This is a genomic window from Frigoribacterium sp. CFBP 13712, from assembly GCF_014842255.1.
Lineage (GTDB): Bacteria > Actinomycetota > Actinomycetes > Actinomycetales > Microbacteriaceae > Frigoribacterium.
This window is the reverse complement of sequence record NZ_JACYVH010000002.1, coordinates 363,034-377,317: the sequence shown is the minus strand read 5'-3', so window position 1 is coordinate 377,317 and position 14,284 is coordinate 363,034. Positions and strand designations below refer to the sequence as shown.

Sequence of the window (14,284 nt, the reverse complement as noted above, 5' to 3'; positions counted from 1 at the left end):
AGACGCCCGGGTCAGCCGAGCGCGACGTGGGTGAAGCGGCCGCCCAGCAGCGTCGCCGCGACGTCGAACGCCCGGAGGTCGGCGTCCGCCGCCGACAGAGGGTCGGACTCCGTCACGACGAGGTCCGCCACCGATCCCGCCTCCACCGACGATCGCCCGCGAGTCGACGCCGCGAGCGCGACCGACGAGACCAGACGCTGCTCGGGGTGCCAGGCCTCGCGTCCATCGCGGGACCGCGACACGGCGGCGGCCATCGACACCCACGGGTCGAGCGGCGCCACGGGCGCATCGGACCCGAGTCGCAGCGTCACGCCGGCGGCGGCGAGCGACTCGAAGGCGAAGGCGCGATCGGTGCGCCCCGCCCACAGACGGTCGGCCACGTCGCGGTCGTCCATCGCGTGCTCGGGCTGCACGCTCGCGACGATGCCGAGCCGGGCGAACCGTGCGACGTCGCGGGCGTCGACGAGCTGCGCGTGCTGGATGCTCCCGCCGCAGCCGACCGCCTCGAGGGCGTCCAGCGCGAGGGCGTTCGCGGCGTCGCCGATGGCGTGCACCGCGGGCACCAGCCCGGCCGAGGAGGCGCGGCGCAGCCAGTCGACGAGCTCGTCGGCGTCGTAGGCGGACAGGCCCCGAGCCGCGGGGGTGCCCTCGAGACCCGCATACGGGTCGTGGCAGAAGGCTGTGCGGGTGTTCAACGACCCGTCGGTGATGATCTTGAACGGGCCCATGGTCACGAGCCCCCCGGTGCCGTCGATGACGTCGCCGGTGCGGAGGCCCCGCTCGATCACCCGGTCGAGGTCGGCGGGGTAGACGCCGGCCGACACCCTGAGGCTGCGGTCGCCGCCGGCGACCCGTCGGGCCCACCGGTCGATCGAGAACGACATCTCGAGGTCGACGATGCCGACGACGCCACGCGCGGCCGCGGCGGCGGACGCCTCGGCCACCCACCGGTCGAGCAGCTCGTCGGGGACCGCGCTCACCCGCGTGCTGACGTCGAAGGCGTCCTGCTCGCGCAGCAGACCCGTGGGGTGGCCTCCGTAGCCGTATCGTGCCAGGGCCGCGGAATCGAGCCACGCCGCGTGCAGGTCGTTGCTGACCAGCACGACGGGCACGTCGCCGCTGACGGAGTCGAGCACCCCGCGGGTCGGCTCGTCGGCCCACAGGGCGTCGAAGAAGCCGTAGCCGACGAGCGGCTGCCCGCTCGGCGGCGGGTCGTCGCGCAGCTTCTCGCCGACGAGCGACGCCGCGTGGGCGGCGGAGCGGGCGGTCGAGAGGTCGAGTCGACGCCGGGCGAGCGCCCACTGGTCCATGTGCACGTGCGAGTCCCAGAGACCGGGTGCGAGCCAGCGCCCGCCGAGGTCGACCACGTCGACGCCGGGAGCCGGGGTGATGCCGGGGGCGATCGCCGAGACCTCGCCCGACTCGATCAGCACGTCGACCGGGGAGCCGTCGCTGCCGACGAGGCGGGCGTCTGTCAGGATCAGGCCCCGCGCCTCCTCGGCTCCCCCGGTCGGGGCGTCGACGAGGCTCATCGGTCGCGCACCCGTCGCATCTCGGCGGCCAGCGCAGGCTGCGCGTAGTGCCGGCCGTGCTCGAGCTCGTCGACGATGCGGTCGACGACCTCCGGCGGCTTGTTCTGACTGAGCTTGAGGCGGGCGTCGAACCGCGTCACCCGCAGGCGGATGCCGACGGTGCCCTTCGCGACGCGGCGGGAGCCCTCCTCGTCGAGAGCGAGCGACACGGGCTCGGGCATCACGTTCTCGAAGTGGTCGACGAGCTCGCCGAGCACTCGGAAGTTCTCGTCGTCGGACAGGATCTCGGGGACGCCCCAGAGATGCGCGGTGACGTGGTTCCAGGTCGGGACGATCTGCTCGGCGGGGTACCAGCCGGGCGAGATGTAGCCGTGCGGGCCCTGGATGATCACCATGGCCTCGTGCTCGCCGAGCTCGTGCGAGCGCTCGTCGGGGCGGCCGACGTGACTGACGATGGAGATCGCGTCGGGGTCGGCCGGGTCGGCGGGCTCGAGCACCACGGGGTAGTGCGACGCGACGATGCCCGCGGCCGTGTGCGACACGATGGTCGCCCACGGGTTCTCGCGGATCAGGCGCCTGACCTCGTCGACATCGGTCAGGACGAACGTGGGGGTGTGCCGCATGGGCTCAAGTCTGGTCGGTCGGGCACCAGTAGAGCTTCCGACCCGCGGCCATCTCCATGACGATGTTCGTGCCGCAGACCCGGCAGGGCAGTCCTTCGCGGTGATAGACCCAGTGCCGGTCGGCGCGGCTGCGGAGGGCCTTGGCGTGCTGCGCCTTCGTCAGACCGTCCATGGTCATCATCTGGCCCAGCTCGACGCCGCTCTTCAGCAGCTTCGTCCAGTCCTTGTAGAGGGCGCGCAGCACCTCTTCGGGCACCTGGTTGCCGGGGGTGTGCGGGTCGAGGCGCGCCCGGAAGAGCAGCTCGGCCCGGTAGATGTTGCCGATGCCGCTGACGACGCTCTGATCCATCAGCAGCAGACCGATCGGGGTGCGCTTCTTGCCCGCGACGGACACGAACCGGTCGGCGCCCTTCTTGGGCGAGTCGACCAGCGGGTCGGGGCCGAGCTTGGCGATCGCCATGTCGACTCCCGCCGCATCGAGCACCTCGCACTTCGTCGGGCCGCGCAGGTCGCCGACCGCCGTGTCGGTGAGCAGCCGCACCCGCACCTGGCCGACCGGCTCGGGCGGGAACGACTCGATGTCGTCTTCGGCCTTCTCCTGCTCGGCCATGCGCACCCGACTCGTGCGCGGCGCTCCGATGCTCGCCATCGAGTGCTCGCCGTCGTCGTCGGGCGCGTTCTCGGGCGCGTTCTCGGACTTGCGGGTGGCGGCCCGGCGACGCCGCGACTCGGCCATCGAGTGCCCCGTCGCGATCTCGCCCGCGAAGTCCCAGGCGCCGTAGAGCCCCAGGTGCACGTGCAGCCAGAGTCCGTTGTCGAACTCGAGGAACATCTGCTTGCCGACCGCCTTGGCGGTCACCATGGTCGCCCCGTCGAGCCTCTCGGCCCCGGCCGCGAAGCGCCCCTGCGGTGAGCTGACCGCGGCTCGGTGCCCGACGAAGCTCTGCTCGAACTGGTTGGCGATGCGGTGGACGGAATGACCCTCGGGCACGGTGCTCCCTCTCTCGGGGTGAGGTCCCGGCGGTGGGGCCGGGACGACGAAGCGGCGGGTACCCCGACCGGGGCGCCCGCCGCACTCGACGTTACGTCGTCAGTCGACCGGGTGCCCGGCGATGGCCCCGGTGGTCTCGTATTCGCCGACCTGCGCGATGCGTCGCACATGACGCTCGTCGTGACTGAAGGGCTCGGCGACGAAGGCGTCGATGAAGGCGAGCGCCTCGGACTCGGTGTGCTGACGCGCGCCGATGGCGATCACGTTCGCGTCGTTGTGCTGACGGGCCAGACGGGCGGTCGAGTCGTTCCAGACCAGTGCGGCCCGCACGCCCTCGACCTTGTTCGCGGCGATCTGCTCGCCGTTGCCCGAGCCGCCGAAGACCACGCCGAGCGCGTCGTGGCCCTCGCGCTGGTCGCGGACGACCGCCCTCGCCGCCGCGATGCAGAACGACGGGTAGTCGTCGAGGGGCTCGTACGAGGTCGGCCCGTGGTCGGTCACGTCGTGGCCCGCGTCGGAGAGGTGCTGGATGACCGTCTGGCTGAACTCGAGGCCGGCGTGATCGGTCGCCACGTGGATGCGCATGGTGATCATCTTAGAACCGGGCCGGCGGACGGATCGCGACGCGCGCCTCCTCGGCGGCGGGGCTGCCCAGCCGAGGAGGCGCGGGTCGTCAGTCGAAGATCGGCCCGACCGTGCGGGTGCGCTTGATCTCGAAGAACCCCGGGTACGAGGCGACGGCCACGACGCCGTCCCAGAGGCGGGCGGCCTCGTCGCCCTTCGGCGCGGGCGAGATGACCGGCCCGAAGAAGGCGGTGCCGTTCACGGCGATCACCGGCGTGCCGACGTCCTGTCCGACGCGCTCGATGCCGTCGAAGTGGCTGGCGCGCATCTGCGCGTCGTACTCGTCGGTGTCGGCGTAGCGCGCGAGGTCGGCGGGCAGGCCGACCTCGGCGAGCGCCGCGGGGATGACCACGTCGGCGTCGGTCTCGCCGCCGGGGTGGATGCGCGTGCCGAGGGCGTCGTAGAGGGGCTTGACGGCGGACTGCCCGTGCAGCTCGCCGACGGCCGTGACGAGACGCGTGTAGCGGAGCATGCGGGCGAAGTTCGCCTTGTACTCGTCGCTGACGTCGTTGTCCTCGTTGAGCACGGCGAGGCTCATGATGTGGAAGGTCACGTCGAGATCGCGGTGCACGGCGACCTCGTCGATCCAGCGGCTGGTCATCCAGGCCCAGGGGCACGAGGGGTCGAACCAGAAGTCGACGGCGGTTCGGGGAGCGGGGGCGACGGTGTCGGTCATCGCCCCAGTCAACACCCCGCGTCACGACGGCCGGTCTAGGCTTTCAGCGGACCACGAGTCCCCTCACTACCTATACGGATGGAGCCACCGTGCCCGGAGAGAACCTCACCCGCGTCGAAGCGCAGGAGCGCAAGAGCATCGTCGACGTGCAGTCGTACGAGATCGACCTCGACCTGACCCGCGGCGACGAGGTGTTCGGCAGCACGACCACCGTGCGCTTCACCGCGACCCCGGGCGCCTCGACCTTCATCGACGCCCTCACCCGCACCGTGCACTCCGTGGTGCTGAACGGCACGGCGCTCGACGCCGCGGCCGTCTCGGACGGCGTGCGCATCCAGCTCGACGGTCTCGCGGCCGAGAACGTGCTCGAGGTCGTCGCCGACGCCGAGTACACCAACACCGGCGAGGGTCTGCACCGCTTCGTCGACCCCGTCGACGGCGAGGTCTACCTCTACTCGCAGTTCGAGGTGCCCGACAGCCGCCGGGTCTTCGCCGTGTTCGAGCAGCCCGACCTCAAGGCGACGTTCCAGTTCACCGTCACGGCGCCCGCCCGCTGGCAGGTCGTCAGCAACCAGACGACCCCCGAGCCCGTCGTCGACGGCGAGACCGGCACCTGGACCTTCGCGCCCACGCCCGTGCTCTCGAGCTACATCACCGCGATCATCGCGGGCCCCTACGACGTCGTCCGCAGCGACCTCACGAGCGCCGACGGCCGCACCATCCCCCTCGGCATCTTCACGCGTCGCTCGCTCACCGAGTACCTCGACGCCGACTACATCTTCGAGAAGACCCGCCAGGGCTTCGCGTACTACGAGGAGAAGTTCCAGTACGCGTACCCGTTCGAGAAGTACGACCAGCTCTTCGTGCCCGAGTTCAACGCCGGCGCGATGGAGAACGCGGGCGCCGTGACCTTCGTCGAGACGTACGTGTTCCGCAGCAAGGTGACCGACGCCATCAAGGAGCGCCGCGTCGTCACGATCCTGCACGAGCTCGCCCACATGTGGTTCGGCGACCTCGTCACCATGAAGTGGTGGAACGACCTCTGGCTGAACGAGTCGTTCGCCGAATGGGCGTCGACCATCTCGACGGCCGAGGCCACCGAGTGGACCGAGGCCTGGACGACGTTCCAGGCGATGGAGAAGAGCTGGGCCTACCGCCAGGATCAGCTTCCCTCGACCCACCCCGTCGTCGCCACGATCAACGACCTCGAGGACGTCCAGGTCAACTTCGACGGCATCACGTACGCCAAGGGCGGATCGGTGCTGAAGCAGCTGGTCGCCTGGGTCGGCATCGACGCGTTCTACGCCGGCGTCGCCGCGTACTTCCAGAAGCACCACCACTCGAACACCGAGCTCAGCGACCTCCTCGTCGAGCTCGAGGCCACCTCGGGTCGCGAGCTGACCAGCTGGTCGAAGCTGTGGCTCGAGACGGCGGGCGTCAACACCCTCCGCCCCGAGCTCGAGGTCGACGCCGACGGCGTCATCACCTCGTTCGCGGTGCTGCAGGAGGCGGCGGCCGACTACCCGACGATCCGCCCGCACCGCCTCGCGATCGGCCTCTACGCTCTGCAGGGCGGCTCGCTGGTCCGCACCGACCGTGTCGAGATCGACGTGGACGGCACCCGCACCGAGGTGCCCGAGCTCGTCGGCCTGACGCGCGGCGACCTCGTGCTCATCAACGACGACGACCTGGCCTACGCGAAGATCCGTCTCGACGAGACCTCGCTCGAGACGGCGCTGCAGCACCTCTCGGAGATCGCCGACCCGCTGGCGCGCGCCCTCGTCTGGGGCTCCGTCTGGGACGCCACCCGCGACGCCGAGACCTCGCCCTCCGACTACGTCCGCCTCGTGCTCGACAACATCGCGACCGAGACCGAGTCGACGACCATCCGCACGACCCTCTCGCAGCTGCTGCAGACGGCCCGCAGCTACGTCGCCCCCACGCGCCGCGCCTCCACGGTCACCGAGGTAGGCGACGGCCTGTGGGCCCTGGCGCAGGCCGCCGAGGCCGGGTCGGACGCCCAGTTCCAGTTCGTCACGTTCTTCGCGGCGATCGCGTCGACCGAGGCCCACAAGGAGGCGCTGGCCGGTCTGATCGACGGATCGGTCGCCCTCGAGGGCCTCACCGTCGACACCGACCTCCGCTGGCAGCTGCTGGAGGGCCTCGTGCTCGTCGGCGGCGCCGGCGAGGCCGAGATCGACGAGGCCCTGGCCGCCGACAACACGGCCAACGGCGCGCAGGCCGCCGCCCGCGCGCGAGCGACCCTCCCGACGACGGCGGGCAAGGAGGCCGCGTTCGCCTCGATCGTCGACAGCGCCGACCAGCCCAACGCCATCGTGCGGGCCACGACGCTCGGGTTCCAGCACGCGAACGACCCGGCGATCCTGCAGCCGCTCGTCGACCGGTACTTCTCGTCGCTGACGGGCATCTGGGAGTCGCGCAGCTACCACATCGCCGACACGCTCGTCTCGGGGCTGTACCCGGCCGGCCTCGCCGACCAGGCCCTCGTCGACGCGTCGTACGCGTGGCTCGAGGCCAACCCCGACGTGCCGGCCCTGCGCCGCATCGTCAGCGAGAGCGTCTCGGGCGTCGAGCGCGCCCTGCGCGCCCAGGCGGCGGACGAGCGCTAGCCGGCCCGCCGGCCGACCGGCACCCCGCACCCGAAGCGGCAGACCTTCTCAGAGGGTCTGCCGCTTCGGCGTTCAGCGGCCTCACCGCAGAGACCTGACGACCCGTGCTTCACTTGTCGACGATGACTCTCCTCCTCCTCGCCGCCGGCACCGACCCCGCCGCCCCCGTCTCCTTCGACTGGGACGCCTTCTGGAAGATGTGGGGCATCCCCATCCGCATCGCCGGAATCATCGTGGTCGCGGTGCTCCTCCGGGTGGCGCTGCACTTCACCATCCGTCGGATCGTCGACCAGGTCGTCAACGGCATCAAGCGCAAGCAGAACGTCGACGACACGCAGGCGCTGATGGCCTCGCCGCTTCAGGCCGTCCGCGTCGTGCAGCGCACGCGCACCCTCGGCAGCGTGCTGAACAACGTCGTCACCGTGCTGATCGCCGGCATAGCGCTCGTGCTCGTGCTCGGCGAGCTCAACTTCGACATCGTCGCGATCGTCGGGGCGGCCAGCGTCGTCGGCGCCGGTCTCGCCTTCGGCGCCCAGAACATCGTGAAAGACCTGCTGAACGGCGTCTTCATGGTCGCCGAAGATCAGCTCGGGGTCGGCGACGTGGTCGACGTCGGGCCGGCCGCCGGGGTCGTCGAGGCCGTCGGCATCCGCGTGACGCAGATCCGAGACGTCAACGGCGTCCTCTGGTTCGTCCGCAACGGCGAGATCCTCCGGGTCGGCAACATGTCGCAGGGCTGGACCCGCGTCGTCATCGACCTCGCCGTGCCCTACTCGGCCGACGTCGACCAGGTGCAGGACGCCATGCTCGAGACCGCGATCGAGCTCGCCGCCGTCCCCCGCTGGAAGCGCGCGATCCTCGAGACGCCCGAGGTCTGGGGCATCCAGTCGATCGCCGAAGAGCACGTCGTCATCCGCATCGTCGTGAAGACGCGATCGTCCGATCGCGACACCGTCGACCGCGAGCTGCGCGCCCGGCTGAAGAAGACCACCGATGCACTCGACATCGTGCTGCCGTCGCTGACCAGCGTCGTCCTCACGGGCTTCGACAGCGCCTCCTCCGTCCAGGGCGCACGTCCGCCCCGCACCTCGCCGACGCCGCACATCCCGAAGGGCAAGCGCAAGTGACCGATCTGCCCCCGACTCCCCCGTCGTCCGGTCTCGGCGGCGGCCCCGGCCTGCCCGTCGGCCCCCCGAGCGCAGGAGGCGCGGCTCAGCCCGTCACCCTCCGCGCCGGTCTCGGACAGGACGCCGCCCAAGGCAACTTCTGGCAGCAGATCGGCGGTCGGCCGATCTTCGAGCGACTCGTGCGGCGCTTCTACGAAGGGGTCCGGCACGACGACGTGCTCTGGCCGATGTATCCCGAAGCCGACCTCGAGGGGGCGATTCAGCGACTGACGGGGTTCCTCGAGCAGTACTGGGGCGGTCCGACGACCTACAGCCAGGAGCGCGGGCACCCTCGCCTGCGCATGCGCCACGCGCCCTTCACCGTGACACCCGAGGCGCGCGACCGCTGGCTGCTGCACATGCGCACGGCCGTCGACGAGCTGTCGCTGTCGCCGCTCGACGACGCCACCCTCTGGGCCTACCTCGAACGCGCCGCCCACGCGATGGTGAACGCGCCGTCCGCCTGACCGGCGGGTGCCCACCCGGGCGACCCGCGCCTCCTCGGGGTCCGTCCGGATCTCGACCGGGGTGCGGATCTGACGGCGTGCGGGTCGACTCGCGTGCGGGTCGACTCGCGTCAGCCGCCGAGCAGGGAGGCGCGGCGCTTGACGAGCACGTGGCCCCGACTGGTCGTCAGCCGCGTCCACGGGCCGGTCTCGAAGAGCGCGACCTCGTCGCCCTCGACCAGGAACCCGAGGCTCAGACCGGCGAAGGCGGCCCCGGCGGGCACATGCTCGAGACCCGGGACGGAGCGCGACCAGACCTCGGAGCGCACGCGGTGCACGATCTGCTCGCCGGCGTTCTCGGGCAGCGCCGCCGCGATCTCGTCGATGCCCGAAGTCGCCGTCGTCCGCAGGACGCCCTCGTCGGCGCCCGGCAGCGGTGACCAGCCGCCGCGCGGCGGGGAGATCGCGGCCCAGGTGACCGTGTTGACCTCGACCGGGAGCGACACCGTGACCGGCGCCGTGGGGTCGACGACGTCGTTCTGCAGCCTGACCAGCCGCTCCTTCATCGACCGGACGGGCACCACGGCGTCGAAGACCGGCGAGTCGTCGAGCTGGTAGGTGCGGAGACCGAGCACCGTGGGGCTCTCGTCGAGCAGCCCGAGGGGGTAGAAGACGGCCGTGTAGACCGCGAGCACGCCGGAGCCGGCGATGAGACGCACGGAGCCGTCTTCGACCCGGCCCGCCCGCCCCAGATAGGTCGCGAGGTCGCTGAGGGAAAGGGAGTCGGGGAGGGTGAATGTCGTGCTCATCGGCCCCCTAAACTACATCGGATGACCGACGATCCGCTGCAGAGCCTGCTCGCCACCCTCGACCTGGCCCCCGCGGGCAACGTCGGCGGCCAAGACGTCTTCACCGGCACCTCGCAGTGGGAGCCCCTCGGGCGCGTCTTCGGCGGTCAGGTGATGGCCCAGTCGCTGGTCGCCGCTCAGCGGACGATCGGCGGGGAACGCGCGGTGCACTCGCTGCACGCGTACTTCCTCCGCCCCGGCGATCTCAGCATCCCCATCACGTTCACGGTCGACCGGATCCACGACGGGCGGTCGTTCGCCACCCGACGGACTCAGGCGTCGCAGGACGGCGTGCCCATCCTGTCGATGATCGCCTCGTTCCAGACCCTCGACGACGGCCTCGACCACCAGGTCGAGATGCCGACGGACCTCCCCGGGCCCGACGACGTGCCGAGCGACTCCGAGCTGCTGTCGGCCGTCGACCACCCCGTGGCCCGTGCCTGGGCCGCCCGCCCGTTCGACATGAGGCACGTGCCGTCGCCCGTCTACTTCACGATCGACGGCGCCCGGGTGGCGCACCAGGCCGTGTGGATGAAGGCGACGTCGCCGTTGCCCGACGACCTCGATCTGCACCGCGCCGCCCTGCTCTACGCCAGCGACTACACGCTGCTCGAGACGATCTACCGTCGGCACGGCGTGCCGATGATCACCCCCGGGCTGAAGGCCGCCAGCCTCGACCACGCGATGTGGTGGCACCGCCCGGGCCGCGCCGACGAGTGGATGCTCTACGTCCAGGAGAGCCCGAACGCCACCGGTGGGCGCGGACTCGCGCTCGGTCGCATCTACGACGGGTCGGGTCGACTGCTCGCCAGCGTCGCGCAGGAGGGCATGATCCGCGTCCCCCGGGCCTGACGGCCGTGCGGCGCCGGGCGGTGCGGGACTTCTCGAGGCCGCTCGTGGTGCTCGAGCGCGGGTTCGGTGAGGTGCGACTCAGCGACGACGGAAGGTCAGCGGCGGCTCGACGAAGGGCTCCCATGCGGCGCGTTCGCGGGCCGAGATCCGTCGCGGCGTGTTCGTCGGCGTGTCGACGAGCACGATGGTCGTCGCCGCCTTGGTGAAGAGCTGCCGCGGTTCGACGCCGAGTGGTGACCACACCTCGTAGCAGACCTCGAGGCTGGCGCCGCCGAGCCGACCGACCCAGACCTGGATGTCGAGCGGCGCCCTGAGGTACGGGATGGGCAGCAGGTACTCGAGCTCCTGACGAGCGATGAGGGTCATCGTGTCGGCACCGGGGCTGCCGTCGAGCACCGCCGCGCCCGACGTCTGGTCGACCTCGCCGTCGACCGACCAGAACGCGTCGATGCGCGCCTCTTCGAGGAGGCGCAGCATCGACGCGTTGTTCACGTGCCGGTACCCGTCGAGGTCGCTCCAGCGGACCCGGGTCGGAACGTGCAGGCGGGTCATCTCAGTCGCGTGTCAGCTTGCGGTACGTCGCCGAGCTGGGCTTGGCGGCGTCGGCACCGAGACGTTCGATCTTGTTCTCTTCGTACGCCTCGAAGTTGCCCTCGAACCAGTACCACTTCGGTGTGCCGTCGTCGTTCAGCCCCTCCCACGAGAGGATGTGCGTCGCGATGCGGTCGAGGAACCACCGGTCGTGGGTGATGACCACGGCGCAGCCGGGGAACTCGAGCAGAGCGTTCTCGAGGCTGCCGAGGGTCTCGACGTCCAGGTCGTTCGTGGGCTCGTCGAGCAGCAGGAGGTTGCCGCCCTGCTTGAGGGTGAGCGCCAGGTTGAGGCGGTTGCGCTCACCACCGGAGAGCACACCGGCCTTCTTCTGCTGATCGGGGCCCTTGAAGCCGAACTGCGAGACGTAGGCCCGCGACGGGATCTCGGTCTTGCCGACCTGGATGTAGTCGTGCCCCTCGGAGACGACCTCCCACAGGTTCTTGTTCGGGTCGATGCCGCCGCGGCTCTGGTCGACGTACGAGATGTCGACCGTCTCGCCGACCTTGAGCTCGCCGCCGTCGAGCGGCTCGAGACCGACGACCGTCTTGAACAGGGTCGTCTTGCCGACGCCGTTCGGACCGATGACGCCGACGATGCCGTTGCGGGGCAGCGTGAACGAGAGATCGTCGATCAGGACGCGGTCGCCGAAGGACTTGTGCAGCTTGTGCGCGTCGATGACCTGCGAGCCGAGTCGCGGCCCGACGGGGATCACGATCTCCTCGAAGTCGAGGGTGCGTGTGCGCTCGGCCTCGTTCGCCATCTCTTCGTAGCGGGCCAGACGCGCCTTGGACTTCGCCTGGCGGCCCTTGGCGTTGCTGCGGACCCACTCGAGCTCGGAGGCGAGGCGCTTCGCCAGCTTGGCGTCTTTCTTGCCCTGCACCTGCAGGCGCTCGCCCTTCTTCTCGAGGTAGGTCGAGTAGTTGCCCTCGTAGGGGTAGAGACGACCGCGGTCGACCTCGGCGATCCATTCGGCGACGTGGTCGAGGAAGTACCGGTCGTGCGTCACGGCGAGCACGGCGCCGGGGTACTTGCTGAGGTGCTGCTCGAGCCAGAGCACGCTCTCGGCGTCGAGGTGGTTGGTGGGCTCGTCGAGCAGGAGGAGGTCGGGCTTCTGCAGCAGCAGCTTGCACAGCGCGACGCGACGCTTCTCACCACCGGAGAGGTTCGCGACCTCGGCGTCGCCCGGGGGCGTGCGGAGGGCGGACATCGCCTGCTCGAGCTGCGAGTCGAGATCCCACGCGTCGGCGGCGTCGATGTCCTCCTGGAGGGTGCCCATCTCGGCGAGCAGCGCATCGAAGTCGGCGTCGGGCTCGGCCATGGCGGCCGACACCTCGTTGAAGCGGTCGAGCTTCTGCTTGATCGGACCGACGCCCTCCTGGACGTTCTCGAGCACGGTCTTGGTCTCGTCGAGCTCGGGCTCTTGCATCAGGATGCCGACGGTGTAGCCGGGGCTGAGCTTCGCCTCGCCGTTGCTGGGGGTGTCGAGCCCCGCCATGATCTTCAGGATCGTCGACTTGCCGGCGCCGTTGGGCCCCACGACGCCGATCTTGGCGCCGGGGATGAACGACATCGTGACGTCGTCGAGGATCAGCTTGTCGCCGACCGCCTTGCGGGCGCGCACCATCGAGTAAATGTATTCGGCCATGGGGTCCAGTCTATCGGGCAGGGCGATGCGCCCCGGTGGGTGAGAACGAAGAGGAGGGCGCCGATGGCGCCCGGGTCACCAGTCGATGGTCCGCGTCGTGCCGATCAGGCAGTCGCCCGTGCCGAGCACCGGGGCGACCTGGCTGGAGTAGCCGGTCGACCCCGCCTGACCGACGAGGCAGTCTTCGCCGCGCAGCACGGAGAACTGGATCGAGTCGGCCTCTCGACCGATCGACGTCGTGTCGCTCGTGACCTGCATGTCGGCCTTGTCGAACCCGGCCGCGACGAGGTTGTCGACGAGCGACCGACCGTCGGTCGCTCCCCCGCCGTCGAGGTACGAGCTGTTGACCCGGTCGAAGAAGGCGCGGGCCTCGTCGATCGGGGCGTCCGCCGCGAGGGAGGTGGCCGCCGCCGACGCGGATGCGCTCGGCACGGGGTCGGTCGCGACCGGGTCGGGGCTCGAGGTGCAGCCCGCCGCCCCGAGGGCCAGGGCCAGCAGCACCACGGCGGACGGCGCGAGACGCGAGCGGGGCACGGCGGGCCTTCCTCTTCGCGGACGATCATGCGGCCCGGGCGGAGCCGCTGCCGATTCTACGGGTCGATCAGAAGGGCGTGTCGATGCTCTCGAGGTCGCGCACGCCCGGCCCGTCGGCACCGGGCGACGAGGCACCCGACTCGTCGGCGCCGAGAGGCGCGACCGACCATCCGTCGGCGGGAGGCGTCGTCGGAGACTGGCGCCGCGCCTCCTCATCCGCCTGGCCGTCCGTGTCGTCCGCCTGCTCGGGCTGCTCGACCTGCTCGGGTGCGTCGGTCGGCGAGGGCGCGACGACGGCGGCCGACGACCGGGTGAAGGTCGATCGACCCCACCGGAGGTCGTGCCCCATCGCGTCGGCGTCGATCTCGACGGTGGTGCCCGATCGGTCGCCGTTCTGCCAGGGGCGCACTCGGAGGCGGCCCGTGACGAGCACGCGGTCGCCCTTCTTGACGCTGGCCGCGACGTTGCCGGCGATGGCCCTGAAGGCGGTGACGGTGTACCAGTTCGTCTCGCCGTCGGACCAGGTGTCGGTCGAGCGGTCGTAGCGACGGATGGTGCTCGCCAGACGGAAGCTGGCGATGTCGAGGCCGGCCTCGGTCGTGACGGTGCGCGGATCGGTGGCAATGGTCCCTGTGAGGGTGATGATGTCGGTCATGGGGCGAGTCTCGCGACCGCGGGGCCGCCGACCGACCCGCGCCGCGCCTCCCTGTGGACGGCGACGGCGACGGGCCGACCGGGGAGGGATCATGACCGCGCCCGGTGTCGGTGGCCGATATCGGCGGCCGGTGTCAGTGCTCGTGGAACTCCGGGTAGTCCGCACCGGGTCCGAGCGCCGCGAACAGCGCGCTCTTCGCCACGGCCAGGGTCGGGAACACCGCGCTCTCGTCGGAGTCGCGCGAAGGCATGCGGACCGCGAAGCCCTCGTGCGTCCGGTGGATGGAGCCCACCGTTCCGGAGGGGCCGACGGCCACCCAGGTCTGTCTCGTCGTCGTCTGGTCGCTCATCGTCGAGCACCTCTCTGTAGGTCGTCGCCCGCGGCAGCGAGGCGACGGAGAACGGTGACGACACGCGGTCCGCTGACCGACGGGTCGCCCTCGCCCCGGAATGTACTCCCCCGCCCACC

General features: G+C 70.9%; 15 protein-coding genes. 4 read left to right on the top strand and 11 right to left on the bottom strand.

Going from position 1 to position 14,284, the window contains the following annotated elements; genetic code table 11:
* Positions 1-11: 11 nt before the first annotated feature.
* From IFT51_RS05390 to IFT51_RS05370, 5 genes are all read right to left on the bottom strand, one after another.
* A complete protein-coding gene (locus IFT51_RS05390; protein ID WP_192059950.1) occupies positions 12-1,532 on the bottom strand; it encodes an amidohydrolase in 1,521 nt (506 codons plus the stop codon).
* Complete coding sequence (locus IFT51_RS05385) at positions 1,529-2,155, bottom strand: FMN-binding negative transcriptional regulator (protein ID WP_192059948.1); 627 nt, start codon at positions 2,153-2,155, stop codon at positions 1,529-1,531. The genes IFT51_RS05390 and IFT51_RS05385 overlap by 4 nt, the downstream gene beginning before the upstream one ends.
* Before the next feature lie 4 nt (positions 2,156-2,159).
* Positions 2,160-3,146 carry a DNA-formamidopyrimidine glycosylase family protein gene (locus tag IFT51_RS05380; RefSeq protein WP_192059946.1) on the bottom strand — a complete coding sequence of 329 codons (987 nt, stop codon included), beginning with the start codon at positions 3,144-3,146 and terminating at the stop codon, positions 2,160-2,162.
* Between the two features lie 99 nt (positions 3,147-3,245).
* Positions 3,246-3,731, bottom strand: coding sequence for a ribose-5-phosphate isomerase (locus IFT51_RS05375; protein ID WP_192059944.1), 486 nt, complete (start codon positions 3,729-3,731; stop codon positions 3,246-3,248).
* A gap of 88 nt (positions 3,732-3,819) precedes the next feature.
* Complete coding sequence (locus tag IFT51_RS05370; protein WP_192059942.1) at positions 3,820-4,446, bottom strand: disulfide bond formation protein DsbA; 627 nt, start codon at positions 4,444-4,446, stop codon at positions 3,820-3,822.
* An 89-nt stretch (positions 4,447-4,535) separates the two neighbouring features.
* On the opposite strand from IFT51_RS05370, the gene pepN reads away from it, so the two are divergent.
* The 3 genes from pepN to IFT51_RS05355 all read left to right on the top strand — a co-directional run bounded on the left by pepN (position 4,536) and on the right by IFT51_RS05355 (position 8,709).
* Positions 4,536-7,076 (top strand): aminopeptidase N, encoded by a 2,541-nt coding sequence (gene pepN / locus IFT51_RS05365; RefSeq protein ID WP_192059940.1) that lies wholly within the window; start codon positions 4,536-4,538, stop codon positions 7,074-7,076.
* Positions 7,077-7,198: 122 nt separating this feature from the next.
* Positions 7,199-8,203: a mechanosensitive ion channel family protein gene (locus tag IFT51_RS05360; RefSeq protein WP_244636929.1), complete on the top strand. Its 1,005-nt coding sequence runs from the start codon at positions 7,199-7,201 to the stop codon at positions 8,201-8,203.
* A gap of 149 nt (positions 8,204-8,352) precedes the next feature.
* Positions 8,353-8,709, top strand: a complete 357-nt coding sequence (locus IFT51_RS05355) for a globin (RefSeq protein ID WP_371740710.1) — start codon at positions 8,353-8,355, stop codon at positions 8,707-8,709.
* Between the two features lie 110 nt (positions 8,710-8,819).
* On the opposite strand, the gene IFT51_RS05350 is transcribed toward IFT51_RS05355, so the two are convergent.
* Positions 8,820-9,497, bottom strand: coding sequence for a hypothetical protein (locus IFT51_RS05350; protein ID WP_192059938.1), 678 nt, complete (start codon positions 9,495-9,497; stop codon positions 8,820-8,822).
* Between the two features lie 21 nt (positions 9,498-9,518).
* Here IFT51_RS05350 and IFT51_RS05345 point away from each other — a divergent pair, with 21 nt between their 5' ends.
* Complete coding sequence (locus IFT51_RS05345; RefSeq protein WP_192059936.1) at positions 9,519-10,388, top strand: acyl-CoA thioesterase II; 870 nt, start codon at positions 9,519-9,521, stop codon at positions 10,386-10,388.
* 78 nt (positions 10,389-10,466) lie between these two features.
* Here the strand turns inward: IFT51_RS05345 and IFT51_RS05340 are convergent, their stop codons facing one another.
* The 5 genes from IFT51_RS05340 to IFT51_RS05320 all read right to left on the bottom strand — a co-directional run bounded on the left by IFT51_RS05340 (position 10,467) and on the right by IFT51_RS05320 (position 14,165).
* Positions 10,467-10,940: a thioesterase family protein gene (locus tag IFT51_RS05340; protein WP_192059935.1), complete on the bottom strand. Its 474-nt coding sequence runs from the start codon at positions 10,938-10,940 to the stop codon at positions 10,467-10,469.
* Between the two features lies 1 nt (position 10,941).
* Positions 10,942-12,627, bottom strand: a complete 1,686-nt coding sequence (ettA, locus tag IFT51_RS05335; RefSeq protein WP_192059933.1) for an energy-dependent translational throttle protein EttA — start codon at positions 12,625-12,627, stop codon at positions 10,942-10,944.
* Between the two features lie 75 nt (positions 12,628-12,702).
* On the bottom strand, positions 12,703-13,161 hold the full coding sequence (locus IFT51_RS05330; RefSeq protein ID WP_192059931.1) for a hypothetical protein: 459 nt from the start codon (positions 13,159-13,161) through the stop codon (positions 12,703-12,705).
* Positions 13,162-13,228: 67 nt separating this feature from the next.
* Positions 13,229-13,816, bottom strand: a complete 588-nt coding sequence (ssb, locus tag IFT51_RS05325) for a single-stranded DNA-binding protein (RefSeq protein ID WP_192059928.1) — start codon at positions 13,814-13,816, stop codon at positions 13,229-13,231.
* Positions 13,817-13,949: 133 nt separating this feature from the next.
* The gene (locus IFT51_RS05320) at positions 13,950-14,165 is read right to left on the bottom strand and encodes a methyltransferase (RefSeq protein ID WP_192059926.1); all 216 of its coding nucleotides are present in this window, start codon (positions 14,163-14,165) and stop codon (positions 13,950-13,952) included.
* Between the last annotated feature and the right edge of the window lie 119 nt (positions 14,166-14,284).

Excerpts from the sequence above, each read along its gene's own strand:
- IFT51_RS05390 (WP_192059950.1), bottom strand. The coding sequence starts at position 1,532 with ATGAGCCTCGTCGACGCCCCGACCGGGGGAGCCGAGGAGGCGCGGGGC.
- IFT51_RS05385 (WP_192059948.1), bottom strand. The coding sequence starts at position 2,155 with ATGCGGCACACCCCCACGTTCGTCCTGACCGATGTCGACGAGGTCAGG.
- IFT51_RS05375 (WP_192059944.1), bottom strand. The coding sequence starts at position 3,731 with ATGCGCATCCACGTGGCGACCGATCACGCCGGCCTCGAGTTCAGCCAG.
- IFT51_RS05370 (WP_192059942.1), bottom strand. The coding sequence starts at position 4,446 with ATGACCGACACCGTCGCCCCCGCTCCCCGAACCGCCGTCGACTTCTGG.
- IFT51_RS05360 (WP_244636929.1), top strand. The coding sequence starts at position 7,199 with ATGACTCTCCTCCTCCTCGCCGCCGGCACCGACCCCGCCGCCCCCGTC.
- IFT51_RS05350 (WP_192059938.1), bottom strand. The coding sequence starts at position 9,497 with ATGAGCACGACATTCACCCTCCCCGACTCCCTTTCCCTCAGCGACCTC.
- IFT51_RS05345 (WP_192059936.1), top strand. The coding sequence starts at position 9,519 with ATGACCGACGATCCGCTGCAGAGCCTGCTCGCCACCCTCGACCTGGCC.
- IFT51_RS05340 (WP_192059935.1), bottom strand. The coding sequence starts at position 10,940 with ATGACCCGCCTGCACGTTCCGACCCGGGTCCGCTGGAGCGACCTCGAC.
- ettA (WP_192059933.1), bottom strand. The coding sequence starts at position 12,627 with ATGGCCGAATACATTTACTCGATGGTGCGCGCCCGCAAGGCGGTCGGC.
- ssb (WP_192059928.1), bottom strand. The coding sequence starts at position 13,816 with ATGACCGACATCATCACCCTCACAGGGACCATTGCCACCGATCCGCGC.
- IFT51_RS05320 (WP_192059926.1), bottom strand. The coding sequence starts at position 14,165 with ATGAGCGACCAGACGACGACGAGACAGACCTGGGTGGCCGTCGGCCCC.